The organism is Achromobacter sp. ACM02 (assembly GCF_014851605.1).
Lineage (GTDB): Bacteria > Pseudomonadota > Gammaproteobacteria > Burkholderiales > Burkholderiaceae_B > Achromobacter > Achromobacter aegrifaciens.
Genome location: NZ_JACUZY010000003.1, coordinates 627506 through 642628, shown reverse-complemented (window position 1 = coordinate 642628; position 15123 = coordinate 627506). Strand labels below are relative to the sequence as shown.

At 66.3% G+C, this 15123-nt stretch carries 14 protein-coding genes; 5 read left to right on the top strand and 9 right to left on the bottom strand.

The window, feature by feature from the left end; all coding sequences use genetic code 11:
• The first annotated feature begins 98 nt into the window (after positions 1-98).
• From IB258_RS11840 to IB258_RS11825, 4 genes are all read left to right on the top strand, one after another.
• On the top strand, positions 99-1793 hold the full coding sequence (locus tag IB258_RS11840; RefSeq protein WP_192352610.1) for an acyl-CoA synthetase: 1695 nt from the start codon (positions 99-101) through the stop codon (positions 1791-1793).
• A 22-nt stretch (positions 1794-1815) separates the two neighbouring features.
• Positions 1816-2337, top strand: a complete 522-nt coding sequence (locus IB258_RS11835; protein WP_054450727.1) for a gamma carbonic anhydrase family protein — start codon at positions 1816-1818, stop codon at positions 2335-2337.
• Between the two features lie 73 nt (positions 2338-2410).
• The gene (gene hslO / locus IB258_RS11830) at positions 2411-3340 is read left to right on the top strand and encodes an Hsp33 family molecular chaperone HslO (protein WP_054450725.1); all 930 of its coding nucleotides are present in this window, start codon (positions 2411-2413) and stop codon (positions 3338-3340) included.
• Positions 3341-3431: 91 nt separating this feature from the next.
• Positions 3432-4166: a pilus assembly protein gene (locus IB258_RS11825; protein WP_225590356.1), complete on the top strand. Its 735-nt coding sequence runs from the start codon at positions 3432-3434 to the stop codon at positions 4164-4166.
• A gap of 36 nt (positions 4167-4202) precedes the next feature.
• Here IB258_RS11825 and ftsB read toward each other — a convergent pair whose 3' ends face one another.
• The 4 genes from ftsB to IB258_RS11805 form a co-directional block, all read right to left on the bottom strand.
• Positions 4203-4616, bottom strand: a complete 414-nt coding sequence (gene ftsB, locus IB258_RS11820; RefSeq protein ID WP_054450721.1) for a cell division protein FtsB — start codon at positions 4614-4616, stop codon at positions 4203-4205.
• A gap of 68 nt (positions 4617-4684) precedes the next feature.
• Complete coding sequence (gene eno / locus IB258_RS11815) at positions 4685-5971, bottom strand: phosphopyruvate hydratase (protein WP_054450719.1); 1287 nt, start codon at positions 5969-5971, stop codon at positions 4685-4687.
• Between the two features lie 4 nt (positions 5972-5975).
• Entirely contained in the window at positions 5976-6260 is a 285-nt protein-coding gene (locus IB258_RS11810) for a DUF1330 domain-containing protein (protein WP_013392289.1), read from the bottom strand.
• A gap of 203 nt (positions 6261-6463) precedes the next feature.
• Positions 6464-8116: a CTP synthase gene (locus IB258_RS11805; protein WP_054450715.1), complete on the bottom strand. Its 1653-nt coding sequence runs from the start codon at positions 8114-8116 to the stop codon at positions 6464-6466.
• A gap of 268 nt (positions 8117-8384) precedes the next feature.
• Between IB258_RS11805 and IB258_RS11800 the strand changes: the two genes are divergently transcribed.
• Complete coding sequence (locus IB258_RS11800) at positions 8385-9338, top strand: hypothetical protein (protein ID WP_225590355.1); 954 nt, start codon at positions 8385-8387, stop codon at positions 9336-9338.
• Positions 9339-9410: 72 nt separating this feature from the next.
• On the opposite strand, the gene IB258_RS11795 is transcribed toward IB258_RS11800, so the two are convergent.
• From IB258_RS11795 to gsiC, 5 genes are all read right to left on the bottom strand, one after another.
• On the bottom strand, positions 9411-11201 hold the full coding sequence (locus IB258_RS11795; protein WP_054450712.1) for an aminopeptidase P family protein: 1791 nt from the start codon (positions 11199-11201) through the stop codon (positions 9411-9413).
• A 14-nt stretch (positions 11202-11215) separates the two neighbouring features.
• Positions 11216-12040, bottom strand: coding sequence for a M55 family metallopeptidase (locus tag IB258_RS11790; RefSeq protein ID WP_192352608.1), 825 nt, complete (start codon positions 12038-12040; stop codon positions 11216-11218).
• A 20-nt stretch (positions 12041-12060) separates the two neighbouring features.
• On the bottom strand, positions 12061-13155 hold the full coding sequence (locus tag IB258_RS11785; RefSeq protein WP_192352607.1) for a P1 family peptidase: 1095 nt from the start codon (positions 13153-13155) through the stop codon (positions 12061-12063).
• A gap of 108 nt (positions 13156-13263) precedes the next feature.
• The gene (gene gsiD, locus IB258_RS11780) at positions 13264-14163 is read right to left on the bottom strand and encodes a glutathione ABC transporter permease GsiD (RefSeq protein WP_054450707.1); all 900 of its coding nucleotides are present in this window, start codon (positions 14161-14163) and stop codon (positions 13264-13266) included.
• Between the two features lie 7 nt (positions 14164-14170).
• Entirely contained in the window at positions 14171-15091 is a 921-nt protein-coding gene (gene gsiC / locus IB258_RS11775) for a glutathione ABC transporter permease GsiC (RefSeq protein WP_013392281.1), read from the bottom strand.
• Positions 15092-15123 lie beyond the last annotated feature (32 nt).

The following is a 15123-nucleotide window of genomic DNA, read 5'->3' as shown; positions in this document are numbered from 1 at the left end:
GGGATGTTGCAGTTCACGGCCCTCTAGGTCATGCTTGCATCTGGGGCAACGGGCCAACTTGACCCGTTCACGCTGCAACATGCTCACAACATAGGGCCATGAACGACCAATATCAGGCGCTCTACCAAACATTCCGCTGGCTGGTACCCACCCAGTTCAACATCGCGGAAGCGTGCTGCCACCGCTGGGCATCCAGCAGTCCGGATGCGCGGCGCATTGCCATCTACTACGAAGATGAATCTGGCAACCGCGAGGTCTGGACCTATGCCCGCCTGGCGGAAGCGGCCAATCAGCTGGCCAACGGCCTGGTGAAAATGGGCGTTGGGCGCGGCGACCGCGTGGGTGTGGTGCTGGGGCAACGGCCCGAGACCGTGGTGGCCCATATGGCCATCTACAGCGTCGGCGCGGTAGTGCTGCCGCTGTCCGCCCTGTTCGGCCCCGAGGCCCTGGAAAGCCGCCTGCGCGACTCCGAAACCCGGGTCGCGATCGTGGATTACGCCTCCAGCGCCAACCTGCTGGCCGTAAGCGACAACTGTCCCAACCTGCAGCAGATCATCGGCATCGGCTTCGCCGACGAACGCGTATTGCCCTGGCGCAGCCTGCTGGCGCGCCAACCCAGCGAATTCAAGATGGTCCAGACCCGTTCCTCGGACCCTGCCATCCTGCTCTATACCTCCGGCACCACCGGCGCCCCCAAGGGCGCGCTGCTGCCGCACAGCGTGCTGATCGGCAACCTGCCGGGCTTCGTGGCCTCGCAGGACTGGTTCCCCAAGCCCGCCGACGTGTTCTGGTCGCCGGCCGACTGGGCCTGGACCGGCGGCATGATGGACGCCCTTCTGCCCACCCTGTACTTCGGCCACCCCATCGTCGGCACGCGCGGCCGCTTCTCGGTCGAGCGCGCATTCGAGCTCCTGGAACGCTACCAGGTCACCAACACCTTCCTCTTTCCCACCGCGCTCAAGATGATGATGAAAGCGGTGCCGGAGCCGCGCGGCCGCTACCAGCTGGCCCTGCGTTCCATCATGAGCGCCGGCGAAAGCGTGGGCGAGACCGTCTTCGAATGGTGCCAATCGGCGCTGGGCGTAACGCCCAACGAAATGTTCGGCCAGACGGAAATGAACTACGTGGTGGGCAACAGCCAGAAGCGCTGGCCCGCCAAACCAGGCAGCATGGGCCGCCCCTACCCGGGCCACAACGTCGCGGTGCTGGACGAGGACGGCAAGCCGGTCGCGCCCGGCGCCACCGGCGAGATCGCCGTCAACCGGCTCGACATCCATGGCTACCCGGATCCCGTGATGTTCCTGGGCTACTGGCGCAATGAAGCCGCCACCCAGGCCAAGTTCAAGGGCGACTGGTGCCTGACTGGCGACCTGGCCAAGATCGACGGCGACGGCTACCTCTGGTACGCGGGCCGCGCCGACGACGTATTCAAGTCCGCCGGCTACCGCATCGGGCCGGGCGAAATCGAAAGCTGCCTGATCGGGCATCCGGCCGTGGCCAACGCCGCCGTCGTGCCCAAGCCGGACGCCGAGCGCGGCGCCCTGGTCAAGGCCTACGTGGTGCTGACGCCGGAGTTCGCGCAGCGCGACCGCAACGACATCATCGAGAACCTGCAGGAACATGTGCGCGAACGCCTGGCCCCGTATGAGTACCCCAAGGAGATCGAATTCGTCGACGAGCTGCCCATGACCACCACCGGTAAAATCCAGCGCCGCGTCCTGCGCCTGCGCGAAGAAGAGCGCTCGCGGATGACCGCAGCCATTACAGACGCGCCGCACGCCCCCAAGGCGTGACGCCGCAACCGGAGACCTAGGCATGCCCATTTACCAGCTTGACGACCTGATTCCCCGCATCGACCCGGCGGCCTATGTGGCCGACAGCGCCGACATCATCGGCAACGTAACGCTGGAGGCAGGCGTCAGCATCTGGTCCAACGTGTCGATCCGCGGCGACAACGACGCCATCCTGATCAAGAGCGGCACCAATATCCAGGAAGGCAGCGTGCTGCACGTGGACGACGGCTGTCCCATGACCATCGGCCCCAACGTCACGGTAGGCCATCAGGCCATGCTGCACGGCTGTACCATCCATGAAGGCGCCCTCGTGGGCATGCAGGCCATCGTGCTGAACAATGCCGTCATTGGCCGCAACTGCCTGATCGGCGCTGGCGCCATCATTCCGGAAGACCGCATCATTCCCGACAACTCCCTGGTCATCGGCATCGGCAAGATCGTCCGCGAGCTCTCGGACGAGGAAATCGCCAATCTGCACAAGAACACCGCCCATTACGTGGCGCGCGGCCAACACTACAAGACCGCGCTGAAACGGATCGGCTGAGCGCCCCGGGGCGGCGCTTCGACCCTGCTGGCGGCAGGGGGAATAGACGGGCCTGATCGGCTAACATTCCTCCATGACCGATCAGCTCAAGAAATACCTTACCGAAGACCGCAGCGTCCGCATCCAGGCCGTGCGCCTGGACGCGACCTGGAAGGCCGTGCAGGCCAATCACGACTACCCTCCCGCCATCACCCACCTGCTGGGCGAACTGGTGGCGGCGTCCACACTGCTGGCCGCCAACATCAAGTTCGACGGCTCGCTGGTGCTGCAGATCCAGGGCGACGGCCCCATTGCCCTGCTGGTGGTGGAATGCCGCAACGACCTGAGCCTGCGCGCCACCGTCAAGATGCGCGAAGGCCACGACGTGCCCAGCGACGGCAACATGCAAAGCCTGCTGAACCCGGGCGGCAACGGCCGTTTCATCGTGGTGCTGGATCCGCAGCGCAAGCTGCCGGGCCAGCAGGCCTATCAGGGTATCGTGCCCCTGCAGGGCGACACCGTGGCCGAAGCCCTGCAGCACTACATGAAAGCCTCCGAACAGCTGGATACCCGGCTGTGGCTGGCGGCCGACGCCGACCATGCCACGGGCATGCTGATCCAGCGCCTGCCTTACCACGGCGGCTCGGACGCGCCCGCTCTTACCGAGCAGAACGCCGCCGAAACCTGGGACCGCGCCTGCGCCCTGGCCGGCACCATCAAGCGCGACGAACTGCTGGCCACCGACATCGACACGCTGATCCATCGCCTGTTCTGGGAAGAAACCCTGGTGGCGTTCGATCCGCTGGCGGTGCGCTGGCACTGCCCCTGCACCCGCGAACGCGTGGCCAGCATGCTGCGCACGCTGGGCCAGGAAGAGATCAACAGCATCCTGGCCGAACGCGGCCAGGTCGACGTGGCCTGCGACTTCTGCGGCAAACCGTATAAGTTCGACTCCGTCGACTGCGCCACCTTGTTCTCGTCCGGCGCAGCTCCGGCCGCGGACGAACCTCCCACGGTGCACTGATCCACACCGGCGGCCTGGCCGCCGGGACGTTTCGATCACGCCGGCTTATCCTCATCGACAGGCGGCCATGCCTGCGCCAGACTGCGCAGCCATGACCGCCTTTTTTCATGCTCCCTCCTGCCGGCAACGCGGCGCTGCCGCCATCGAATTCGCGGTGGCGGGCGCCGTGGTGCTGCTGCTGGGCCTGCTGGCGATCGAAACGGCCCGCTGGCAGGGCGTGCGCCAGATGGCCTATCTGGCGTTGATGGAGGCGGGACGCGCCGGCGCCACCGGGCACGGCGATCCAGCGCGCATGCGCATGGCCTTTCTGCAGGCCCTGCTGCCGCGGTACGCCGATGCGCAAGGCCAGGCCGGCGCACGCCGCCGCCAGGAAGACGAGCAAGCCGAGCTGGCCGCCATTTCGGGTACCCACCCCTGGCGCATCGAAGTCCTGCTGCCCGACGAGCAATCGTTCCGCGAACACGCCCGCCCGGATCTCAAGGTACCCGCGGCGTCAGGCCTGCGCGCCATCGACAACGGCTACCAGGACCTGCAGCATGCGCGCCGGCCGCCGCAGCCGGGCGGCCAGACCATATTCCAGGCCAACACCTTGAAGCTGCGGCTGACCTATCTGCACAAGCCGTTGCTGCCGCCCTTGCGGGCGTTGCTGGCCGCGCTGGGCTCCGATCGCGGCAGCTATGCCGGAAACGCGCAGACCCGGGGCCTGTTACCCCTGCGCATGGAACTGGAAACGGAGATGCATTCGCACCCGGTGGATTGGGCGCGCAGGACGACGCAACCCGCCGGCATCGTGTACGGAGAGTGCCGCAGCGTGCGCTGCGGTTGAACGGAACGGGGAATGAACAGGAACGGCAGCCGGCGCTCAGTGCCGGGCGTTGGCCTGATTGGCGGGCTTGGGAGGCGTAGCCGCAGGGCGGGCCGCCGGCGCGCTGGCGCGCGCGGGGGTGGCCGGCTTGGCCGCGGCGTCGGCAGCCAAAGAGGCGCCGCCAGCCGGGGCCGGGGTGTTCTGCGGCAGGATGTGCACGAACACCTCGCCGTCGCGCATCATGCCCAGTTCGCCGCGGGCGCGTTCCTCGATGGCGCCGGAGCCGCCTTCGAGGTCGCGCACTTCCGCTTCCAATGCGGCATTGCGCGCGCGCAGGCCTTCGTTGGTCTCGCGTTGCTCCGCCACCTGGCGTTGCAGATCCCAGACCTTGAACCACCCGCCCTTACCCAGCCACAGCGGGTATTGGATCAGGCCTAGCAGCACGAACAGCACCAGGAACAACAGGCGCATACGCGGGAACCCTCAGCAGTCGTGGCGTGGATGCGGCCCCGGGATTGCGCCTGGGGCCGCGCTTCTCATCAACGCAGGTTGTAAAAAGCTTCCAAGCCGGGATACGACGCGACTTCAGCCAGCTCTTCCTCGATGCGCAGGAGCTGGTTGTACTTGGCCATGCGGTCCGAACGCGACAGCGAACCCGTCTTGATCTGCATGGCGTTGGTCGCCACGGCGATATCGGCGATGGTGGAGTCTTCGGTTTCGCCCGAACGGTGCGACACGACGGCGGTGTAGCCGGCTCGCTTGGCCATTTCGATGGCGGCGAAGGTCTCGGTCAGGGTGCCGATCTGGTTGATCTTGATGAGGATCGAGTTGGCGACGCCCTTCTGGATGCCTTCGCGCAAGATCTTGGTGTTGGTAACGAACAGGTCGTCGCCCACCAGCTGCACCTTCTTGCCCAACTGGTCGGTCAGGAGCTTCCAGCCTTCCCAGTCGTTTTCGGCCATGCCGTCTTCGATCGAGATGATCGGGTACTTGTCGCACCAGGTGGCCAGCAGATTGGTGAATTCCTGCGAGGACAGCGAGATGCCGCCTTCGCCGGCCAGCGTGTACTTGCCGTCGCGGTAGAACTCGGAGCTGGCGCAATCCAGGCCCAGGGCGATCTGCGTGCCCGGCTCGTAGCCGGCTTCGGTGATGGCCTTCAGGATCAGCTGGATGGCGGCTTCATGGCTGGCCACGTTGGGCGCGAAACCGCCCTCGTCGCCCACTGCCGTGGACATGCCTTGGCCGTGGATCAGCTTCTTGAGCATGTGGAAGACTTCGGCGCCCCAGCGCAGGGCTTCGCGGAAGCTGCCTGCGCCCACCGGCAGAATCATCAGTTCCTGCAGGTCCAGCGTGTTGTTGGCGTGCGCGCCGCCGTTGATGACGTTCATCATCGGCACGGGCATGCTCATGGGGCCGCTGCCGCCGAAATAGCGGTACAGGGACAGGCCCGATTCGTCGGCGGCGGCGCGGGCCACGGCCATGGAGGCGGCCAGGATCGCGTTGGCGCCCAGGCGTTCCTTGGATTCGGTGCCGTCCAGCTCGATCAGGGTGCGATCGACGAAGGTCTGTTCCTGGGCGTCCAGGCCCATCAGGGCTTCCGAGATTTCCGTATTCAGGTTCTCGACGGCGCGCAGCACGCCCTTGCCCAGATAACGGCTCTTGTCGCCGTCGCGCAGCTCGATGGCTTCGCGCGCGCCGGTGGACGCGCCCGACGGCACGGCCGCGCGGCCCATGGCGCCGGACTCCAGCAGCACATCGCATTCGACGGTGGGGTTGCCGCGCGAATCCAGAATCTCGCGGCCGATGATATCGACGATAGCACTCATGACTTTACATTCCCTGAACGATAAACATATTCATGACAGCCGCGCCTTCGCGGGCATTGCGGGCGCGGCGGTACTGCCAGGAGTCGTAGAAAGCCTGGGCCGCGGTCATGGAGGGGAATTCCATGACGACGGTACGGCCAGGCTCACGGCCCTCGAGGTGCCTGGAATCGCCGCCGCGCACCAGGATCTTCGCATCGTACGCGCGCATTGCGAGCGTGGACAGACGCTTGTAGTCCTCGTACTGCGCGGGCTTGGTCACTGAGACGTCGGCGATGAGGTAGGCACTCATGGGATTCCTTCAGAGCAGTTGCGTTGGTTTCGGTCTGACGCCGGATACGGCGACGCCGCCAGTGTCGCGCAAGGCGGCCGGGCGACGCATATCCGATGCTAATTGGTTGTATCCGAAAGAAGCGCCGCCGTATAGGGCGGCGCTGAGGCGGCGGCCCGCGGTCCCGAAGATCCGCTTACGGAACTCCAGACCGCAGACGCGCATTACGCCTCCTGACCGCGGCGAGCCTTCTGCTCGATGGCGGCGCGGATATAGCTGGCGAACAACGGGTGGCCGTCACGCGGGGTCGACGTGAACTCCGGGTGGAACTGCACGCCCACGAACCACGGGTGGTCGGGCAATTCCATCATTTCCGGCAGGTTCTCGGTCGGCGTGCGGGCGCTGATCACCATGCCGGCTTCTTCCAGGCGCGGCACGTAGACGTTGTTGACCTCGTAGCGATGGCGGTGACGCTCGTTCACTTCGTCGCCGTAGATCGACTGCGCGCGGGTGCCCGGCTTGATCGGCACGCGCTGCGCGCCCTTGCGCATGGTGCCGCCCAGGTCGGACGACTGGTTGCGCTTTTCGACCTTGCCTTCGCGGTCCATCCATTCGGTGATCAGGGCCACCACGGGGTGCGGCGCCGAGGGATCGAATTCCGTGCTGTTGGCGCCGCCCAGGCCGGCGACGTGGCGCGCGAACTCGATCACGGCCAGTTGCATGCCCAGGCAGATGCCCAGGTACGGCACACCGTTTTCACGGGCGTAGCGGATCGCGGCAATCTTGCCTTCGGTGCCGCGCTTGCCGAAGCCGCCCGGAACCAGGATGGCGTCCAGGTGCTTGAGCTGGTCGGTGCCGCGGGTTTCGATGTCTTCGGAGTCGATGTACTCGATGTTGATCTTCGAGCGCGTGTGGATGCCGGCGTGAACCAGGGCTTCCGTCAGCGACTTGTACGACTCGGTCAGGTCGACGTACTTGCCGACCATGCCGATGGTGAGCTGGTGCTGCGGGTGCTCCAGCGCCTCGACCAGGTTGTCCCACATGGACAGGTCGGCCGGCGGCGGGGTCAGGCCCAGCGCTTCGCAGACGATGTTGTCCACGCCCTGCGCATGCAGCATCGCCGGGATCTTGTAGATCGAATCGGCGTCCCAGACGGAGATGACCGCGTCCAGGGGCACGTTGGAGAACATCGAGATCTTGGCGCGCTCGTCGTCCGGGATGCGGCGGTCGGCGCGGCACAGCAGCGCGTTCGGGTAGATGCCGATTTCGCGCAGCTTCTGCACCGAGTGCTGGGTCGGCTTGGTCTTGAGTTCGCCGGCCGACGCGATGAAGGGCACCAGCGTCAGGTGCACGAAGGCGGCGTTGTTGCGGCCCATGCGCAGGCTCATCTGGCGGGCGGCTTCCAGGAACGGCAGGGACTCGATGTCACCCACGGTGCCGCCGATCTCGACGATCGCGACGTCCGTGTTGCCGTTCCAGGCGGCTTCGGCGCCGCGGGCGATGAAGTCCTGGATTTCGTTGGTGATGTGCGGAATGACCTGGACGGTCTTGCCCAGGTAGTCACCGCGGCGCTCCTTGCGGAGCACGGATTCGTAGATCTGGCCGGTGGTGAAGTTGTTCACCTTGTGCATGCGAGCCGAAATGAAACGCTCGTAGTGGCCAAGGTCCAGGTCGGTTTCGGCGCCGTCTTCCGTGACGAACACCTCGCCATGCTGGAACGGGCTCATGGTGCCCGGATCGACGTTGATGTACGGGTCGAGCTTCAGCATGGTGACTTGCAGGCCACGCGACTCGAGGATGGCGGCGAGCGACGCAGCGGCGATGCCTTTGCCCAGGGAAGACACCACACCGCCGGTGACAAATACGTATTTGGTCATCGTAATGAGCACCCGGGACGAGCGGGCGCGTGCGGGAAATTTGGATTATAGCCGGGAGGCGGAGCTTATTTGGGTTTTCCCCTAGCTCCGGGGCGTAACATTTGGCAGCACTCGAATCGCCGAAAGGGGCATCGCCTTGTGTGGCGCGGCGCAGCGCCGTGCTATGTTCGATCCCTATTTTTTTGCTTGCTGTTTTTTCTCAACACTCCCGCTTCCGCCGATGACCGATCCCGCCCGATCCTCCTACTCGCTCGCCTGGCGCCTTGCGTTGACCGCAGTTTTCCTGCGGCTTGCTTACTCGGCGCTGGTCCAGTCGTACAGCCTGCTGGCCCTGCCCCAGTTCGAGCAAATGCAGGAGATGTACACCCAGCCGCAGTTCCTGGCGCCGCTGCTGGTCCATATCGTCGCGGGCGCGGTGATCGCCGGATTGACCGCCTGGGGAGCCATGCGAGGCTGGCTGGCGCGCCATGACACCCAGGCGGTGACCGAGCCCCGCAAGCTGTTCGGCACCTTCATCGCGCTGTTTCTGCTTTACACCCTGGCCGTGGCGGCAGGCATCGCCTTCCTGCAGAACACGCTGATGCGCTTCGTCATGGACCACCGCGACGTGCTGCAGGAACGGCTCGGCTTCGGCATGATCGGGCAGTTTCTGGCCCTGAACATCATCACCAAGCTCGTGACCATCGTGCTGGAGATCATCGGCATCTGCGTCATCGTGCGCATTGCCGCCTGGACCGTGCAGCCTGCGGGCCCGGCTGGCGGCCCCGCCTATGAACGGCGCCATGCCGCCTGGACTACCGCGCTGACCGTGCTGGTCTGGCAACTGACTGTTTCGATCTGGTTGGGCGGTTTCCTGCAGATGCAGGCTCAGGGCGCTGGCTGGACGGCGTACGCGCTGGGCTACCTGGTCCTGCCTGCGGCCCTGCTGGGGCTATGCACCCTGGTCTGCCTGAACATCCTGCCGCGCCCGATCGGCGCGGCCCGGTTCGGACGGGCCGTCGCCCACGGCACCATCGCCTTCTGGCTGGCGCAGGCGCTGGGCATAGGTTTGGGATTCCTGGCCGTCCGGGCGATGACCTGGGGACAACTGATGCGCGCGGCGGAGTCCCATGCGGCCGCCGGCCTGACGCTGCTGGCCTATGGCGCGCTGCTGGCCTTGGGCTGCCTGATCGGCAGGCTCGCACTGTATCCCCGCGCCAAGACGGCCACGCCGGCAAGCTGACCCGATTTCACGCGAAGCAAAAGGCCGCGGGCATTGCGCCCGCGGCCTTTTTTCATGCACTCACGCAGCGGTTCAGATCGCGGCGGTGCGGCGCTCCAGCCAGGCCAGCGCCTCGCCTTCGACCAGCGGCGACAGGCGTTCGTACACCGTCTTGTGATAGTCGTTGAGCCAGGCGATTTCGTCGGCGCGCATCAGCGACGGCTCGATGCAGCGCGTGTCGATCGGGCACAGCGTCAGCGTTTCGAAGCACAGGAATTCGCCAAGTTCCGAGGTCAGCCAGGCGCGGTTGGCGACCAGGTTCTCGATGCGCACGCCCCAGCGGCCCGGGCGGTAGATGCCCGGTTCGTTGGAGGTGATCATGCCTGGCTCCATCGCCGTGTGCGGACCCGGCACGGCGCGGTAGGAAATGACCTGCGGGCCCTCATGCACGTTCAGGAAGTAACCCACGCCGTGGCCCGTGCCATGGCCGTATTCCGCGCCGCCTTCCCAAATTGGGGCGCGCGCAATGGCGTCCAGCATGGGCGAAGGCGTGCCGCGCGGGAACGAGGCGCGCGACAGCGCGATCATGCCCTTGAGCACCAGCGTGAAATCCACCTTCTGGTCGGCGCTGGGCGAGCCCACCGCGACCACACGGGTGATGTCGGTCGTGCCGCCCAGGTATTGGCCGCCCGAGTCGATCAGCAGCAGGCCGTCGCCTTCGATGGTGGCGTGCGATTCCTGGGTTGCGCGGTAGTGCGGCATCGCGCCGTTGGCGTTGAAGCCGGCGATGGTGGCGAAGCTGGGGCAGACATAGGCCGGCCGGCGCGCGCGCGCAGCGGTGATCTGCTCGTCGATGGTCAGTTCGGTGATGGTTTCATTGCCCAGCGCGCCTTCGAACCAGGCGAAGAACTCACAGAGCGCGGCGCCGTCCTGCGCCATGGCAAGACGTACGTTCGCCAGCTCGGCATCGGTCTTGCGGGATTTCAGCAGCGTGGACGGATTGATGGCTTCGATGCGCGGCACGGCCGGGTCCATCGCATGGAACACGCCGCAGGTCACGCGGGCCGGATCGATCAGCAGCTTCTGATCGAGTTCCAGCGAGGCCAGCGCATCGGCGGCCTGGGCATATGCGGCGACTTCCACGCCATCGGCCGCCAGCACAGCACGCAGGGCGTCGTCGATCTTGCCGTCGGCCACGAACAGCGTGGCATGGTCCTGTCCGACCAGCGCGTGGCCGACGAACACCGGGTTGTAATCCACGTCCGCGCCGCGCAGGTTGAAGAGCCAGGCAATGTCGTCCAGCGTGCTGATGAAATGCACGTCGGCGCCATGCGTGCGCATGGCGGCGCGCACCTGCGCCAGCTTGTCTGCGCGGGTCACGCAGGCTTCAGGCGCCACATGTTCATAGATGGCGGCGCCGGGCAGCCCGGCGCGTTCCTGCCAGATGTCTTCCAGCAGATCCTCGCGGATTTCAAGCGCCGCGCCGGCCGAGGCCGCGGCCGCCGACAAGGCGCGGAAAGCGCCCAGGCCCAGCACCTGTCCGTCCACCCCGATGACCTCGCCCGCCTTGGCATTGGCCGCCAGCCAGTCCACATGGCCCGGCGTCGTGGCCAGCGCGATCTTCATCAGCTGCACGCAGGTGCCGGCCAACTGGGCTTCGGCCTGCACCCAGTAGCGGCTGTCCACCCACAGGCCGGCGAAATCGGCCGTGACCACCAGCGTGCCGACCGAGCCCGTGAAGCCGGACAACCAGCGCCGTCCCTGCCAGCGCGCGGGCAGGTATTCGGACAGGTGCGGGTCCGAGGACGGAACGACATAGGCGGACAGGCCGCGGCGGCTCATGGCCTGCCGCAATTGGGCAATACGGGCGTCGGTGCTAGACATGGGGGATGGGATCCTTAGCGCAACATGAAAGACATGGCGGCCAGGCTGTTCAGCGTGCGGACGGCGGACTGCATGCTATCCGTGGTGAATCGCAAGGTCACGCCGTCCACGCGTTCCAGCGTGGGCCACATGCAGAACAGGTCGGCCAGGGCCGAGCTCTGCGTCTGCAACCGGCATTCTATAGGGGCGGGAATGCGGAAAGGAACCACTCCCCCTTTCTTCAAATTGCGCACGGCGGTTTCGGCGGCGGACGCAATCGCGCGGCGCGATGCAGCGGGCGACAGGGTCACGCCGCTACCCTGCCCATGGGCCACCTTGGTCTGCACCCATTCGGCGCCCGGGAAGGTATCGCGGGTCTCCGCGATGAAGGCATCGTCGCCGGTGCCCAGGATGACGGGCACGCCCAACTCGCCCGCCAGCGCGCCGTACAGGCCGGCCTCGCCCAGCTCCATGCCGTTGATGATTACGCGGGCAAAGGCGAAGCTGTTGATGGTGTGGGCCAGGATGCCGCGGCCCTGCGAACGCGAGTGGTAGCCGATCATGAAGACGGCGTCGCAGCCCTCTTCCAGGCCGCCCATCATGCCGAGGTAGCGCGGCTTGCCCAGCACCAGGCGGGCGCGCTCGTCCAGGCCGTCAGGCAGCAGGTTGCGAAAGCCGCCGTGCGAATCGTTGACCAGGATCTCTTCGGCGCCGCCGGCGATCGCGCCTTGCACGGCCGCGTTGGCCTCGGCGGTCATCCAGGCGCGGGCGCGCTCGTATTCGCCGTTGCCGGCGCGGACTTGTTCGGAATGAAAGACGCCGGCGACGCCTTCGATATCGGTGGAAATCAGGATCTTCATGGGATCAGCCTCGGAGGATTTCAGAATTCGGTTTCGGACAGCCACTGGCGCCACTGCGGCGCCGCGTCGCGGATCGCGGCGCGGTGGTTGCCGTCGCGCCCCGTCACGCCTTCGGCATGCCACAGCGCGGAAATGATGGCCTGTTCGCAGGCTTCGGCGGCGGCTTCGAACAAGGGATCGATGCGGGCCTCGTGCAGCATCGCCACCGCCGGCATGGGCTGCTCGGGTAGTTGCGGCACCGTATAGGCGGTGGAAAACGCCAGCGCGATGTCGCCGCTGCCATGGCCATACACCGAACCGGTGCGGGCCAGCCCCGCCCCGGCCCGCAGCGACAGGCGGCGCAACTGGCGCGAGTCCAGCGGCGCATCGGTCGCCAGCAGCAGGATGATGGAACCCTTCTCGGGCACGATGGCGGCGTTCTCGCCCGCCTGGGCCAGGCCGCTGTCCAGTTGCTGCGCCAGCCGGCGGCCGAAGGGCCTGCCCGCCACGGTCAGGTTGGGCAGGCGGCCGAAGTTCGCCAGCACCAGCGCGCCAACCGTGTATTGCGGTCCGGCCTGAATGGATGCCAGGCGCGAGGCCGAGCCGATGCCGCCCTTGAACGAGAAGCAGGACATGCCCCGGCCCGCGCCGACGGCGCCCTGCTCGAACGGCTTGCCCGCGGCGGCCAGCGCCTCGGCGTAGTGCGATTCCTGCACCGCCAGCGCCTGGATATCGTTCAGATAGCCATCGTTGCATTCGAAGACCAGCGGATTGACGGTAGCCATGCCGCGACCAATGCCAGGGTTCGCGGCGACCGCGGCGCGGATCTGCGCATTGGCCACCGTACCCACGCCAAACGTATTGGTCAGCGCAATGGGCGTTTCCAGCACGCCCAGCTCCTGCACCTGAACCAGGCCGGTGCTCTTGCCGAAGCCGTTCAGCACGGTGGCGGCAGCCGGCACCTTATCCAGATAGGGATCGCCGGCATGCGGACGCACCACGGTTACGCCGGTCTGCAGCGGGCCTTCGGCCAGCGTACGGTGGCCGACGGCGACCTCGCCCACGTCGCAGATCGAATCCAGCGGTCCCGATGGCAGTACGCCGATGCGGGGGATGTCCAGCGCTTGTTTGTCCATGTTCGCTGCGTGTCGCCACGCTCCTGAATGTAAAACGCCGCCGCCCTGGGGCGACGGCGCAAAGATTCGCCCTCCACGCCAGCCCTCCAGGGAGGGCCGGCGGCAGGATTACTTGCGGTCGATCTTGGGATCGAGCGCGTCGCGCAGGCCGTCGCCCAGCAGGTTGAACGCGAGCACCGTGAAGAAGATCGCCAGCGCCGGGAAGATTGCCACGTGCGGCGCGATCACCATGTCGGCGCGCGCTTCGTTCAGCATCGCGCCCCACTCCGGCGTGGGGGGCGAAGCGCCCATGCCCAGGAACGACAGGCTGGCCGCGGTGATGATCGAGGTGCCGATGCGCATCGTGCCGTAGACCACGATCGGCGAGATCGTGCCGGGCAGGATGTGGCGCATGATGATGGTCCAGTCGGACGCGCCCACGCTCTTGACCGCTTCGACGTAGGTCATCTGCTTGATCGACAGCGTGTTGCCGCGCACCAGGCGGGCAAACGCCGGCACGCTGAACACGGCCACGGCCACGATCACGTTGACCATGCTGGAACCCAGGATGGCGACCACGCCGATGGCCAGCAGCATGCCGGGGAACGCCAGCAGCACGTCGGAGATGCGCATCGTGATGCGTTCCCACCAGCCTTCGTAGTAGCCCGCCATCAGGCCCATAAAAGTGCCGACGACGGCGCCCATGGCGACGGACAGGAAGCCCGCGGCCAGGGAGATGCGCGCGCCCATGATGATGCGGCTGAAGATGTCGCGGCCCAGCGAGTCCACGCCCAGCCAGTGGGTGGTGGAAGGTCCGGCGTTCAGGGCGTCGTAGTCGAAGAAGTTCTCCGGGTCGAACGGCACGATCCACGGCGCGAAGACCGCGACGACGACGAGCAGCAGGACGAAGATGCCCGCGCCGACGGCGAGCTTCTGCTTCTTGAATTTGCGCCAGAACTCGGTGGCGGGGGTGCGCACGTCGTTCTTGGGAGCGGCGGCGATGGTCGTGGCGGGTGTCGTATTGCTCATGGCCGCCTCACTTGTAACGGATGCTGGGATTGATGACGCCATAGAGCACGTCGACAATCAGGTTGATCAGGATGAATTCCAGCGAGAACAGCAGCACCAGGCCCTGGATCACCGGATAGTCGCGCTGGGTCACGGCGTCCACCAGCAGGCGGCCGAGGCCGGGCCAGTTGAACACGGTCTCGACCACGATGGAGCCGCCCAGCAGGAAGCCGAACTGCAGGCCCATCATCGTGACGACGGGAATCAGCGCATTGCGCAGCGCATGCTTGATCACGACGCGGCGCTCGGTAAGGCCCTTGGCGCGGGCGGTCCGCACGAAGTCTTCCTGGATGACTTCCACGAAGGAAGCCCGGGTAAAGCGCGCCATCACGGCCGCCACGGCGGCGCCCAGCGTGATGGACGGAAGTATGTAGTGTTGCCAGGTCGAGGCGCCCACGGTAGGCAGCCAGCCCAGATTCACGGAGAAGACCTGCATCAGCATCATGCCCAGCGCGAACGCGGGGAACGAGATGCCGGACACCGCCAGCGTCATGCCGAGACGGTCGGGCCAGCGATTGCGCCATACCGCCGACACGATCCCGATGATCATGCCGAAGGTCACTGACCACACCATGCTGGCGAGCGTGAGCCACAGGGTAGGCATGAAACGGTCGGCGATTTCGGTCGAGACGGGGCGCTTGGTACGCAAGGAGGTACCCAGGTCGCCTTGCAGCATGTGGCTGAAATAGCGCACGAACTGCTGCGGCAGCGGCAGATCCAGTCCCAGTTCCTTGCGCACGAGCTCGACGGTCTGCTGGTCGGCCTCCTGGCCCGCGGCCAGTCGCGCCGGGTCGCCCGGAAGCATGTGCACAAACAGGAACACGACCACGGCTACCAGCAGCAGCGTGGGGATCATGCCCAAAAGACGTTTGACGATGTAGGTCAGCATTGAAATTCCTGCAACATCGGCGGGGACACCGC

Excerpts from the sequence above, each read along its gene's own strand:
- IB258_RS11840 (WP_192352610.1), top strand. The coding sequence starts at position 99 with ATGAACGACCAATATCAGGCGCTCTACCAAACATTCCGCTGGCTGGTA.
- IB258_RS11835 (WP_054450727.1), top strand. The coding sequence starts at position 1,816 with ATGCCCATTTACCAGCTTGACGACCTGATTCCCCGCATCGACCCGGCG.
- hslO (WP_054450725.1), top strand. The coding sequence starts at position 2,411 with ATGACCGATCAGCTCAAGAAATACCTTACCGAAGACCGCAGCGTCCGC.
- IB258_RS11825 (WP_225590356.1), top strand. The coding sequence starts at position 3,432 with ATGACCGCCTTTTTTCATGCTCCCTCCTGCCGGCAACGCGGCGCTGCC.
- ftsB (WP_054450721.1), bottom strand. The coding sequence starts at position 4,616 with ATGCGCCTGTTGTTCCTGGTGCTGTTCGTGCTGCTAGGCCTGATCCAA.
- eno (WP_054450719.1), bottom strand. The coding sequence starts at position 5,971 with ATGAGTGCTATCGTCGATATCATCGGCCGCGAGATTCTGGATTCGCGC.
- IB258_RS11810 (WP_013392289.1), bottom strand. The coding sequence starts at position 6,260 with ATGAGTGCCTACCTCATCGCCGACGTCTCAGTGACCAAGCCCGCGCAG.
- IB258_RS11805 (WP_054450715.1), bottom strand. The coding sequence starts at position 8,116 with ATGACCAAATACGTATTTGTCACCGGCGGTGTGGTGTCTTCCCTGGGC.
- IB258_RS11795 (WP_054450712.1), bottom strand. The coding sequence starts at position 11,201 with ATGTCTAGCACCGACGCCCGTATTGCCCAATTGCGGCAGGCCATGAGC.
- IB258_RS11790 (WP_192352608.1), bottom strand. The coding sequence starts at position 12,040 with ATGAAGATCCTGATTTCCACCGATATCGAAGGCGTCGCCGGCGTCTTT.
- IB258_RS11785 (WP_192352607.1), bottom strand. The coding sequence starts at position 13,155 with ATGGACAAACAAGCGCTGGACATCCCCCGCATCGGCGTACTGCCATCG.
- gsiD (WP_054450707.1), bottom strand. The coding sequence starts at position 14,163 with ATGAGCAATACGACACCCGCCACGACCATCGCCGCCGCTCCCAAGAAC.
- gsiC (WP_013392281.1), bottom strand. The coding sequence starts at position 15,091 with ATGCTGACCTACATCGTCAAACGTCTTTTGGGCATGATCCCCACGCTG.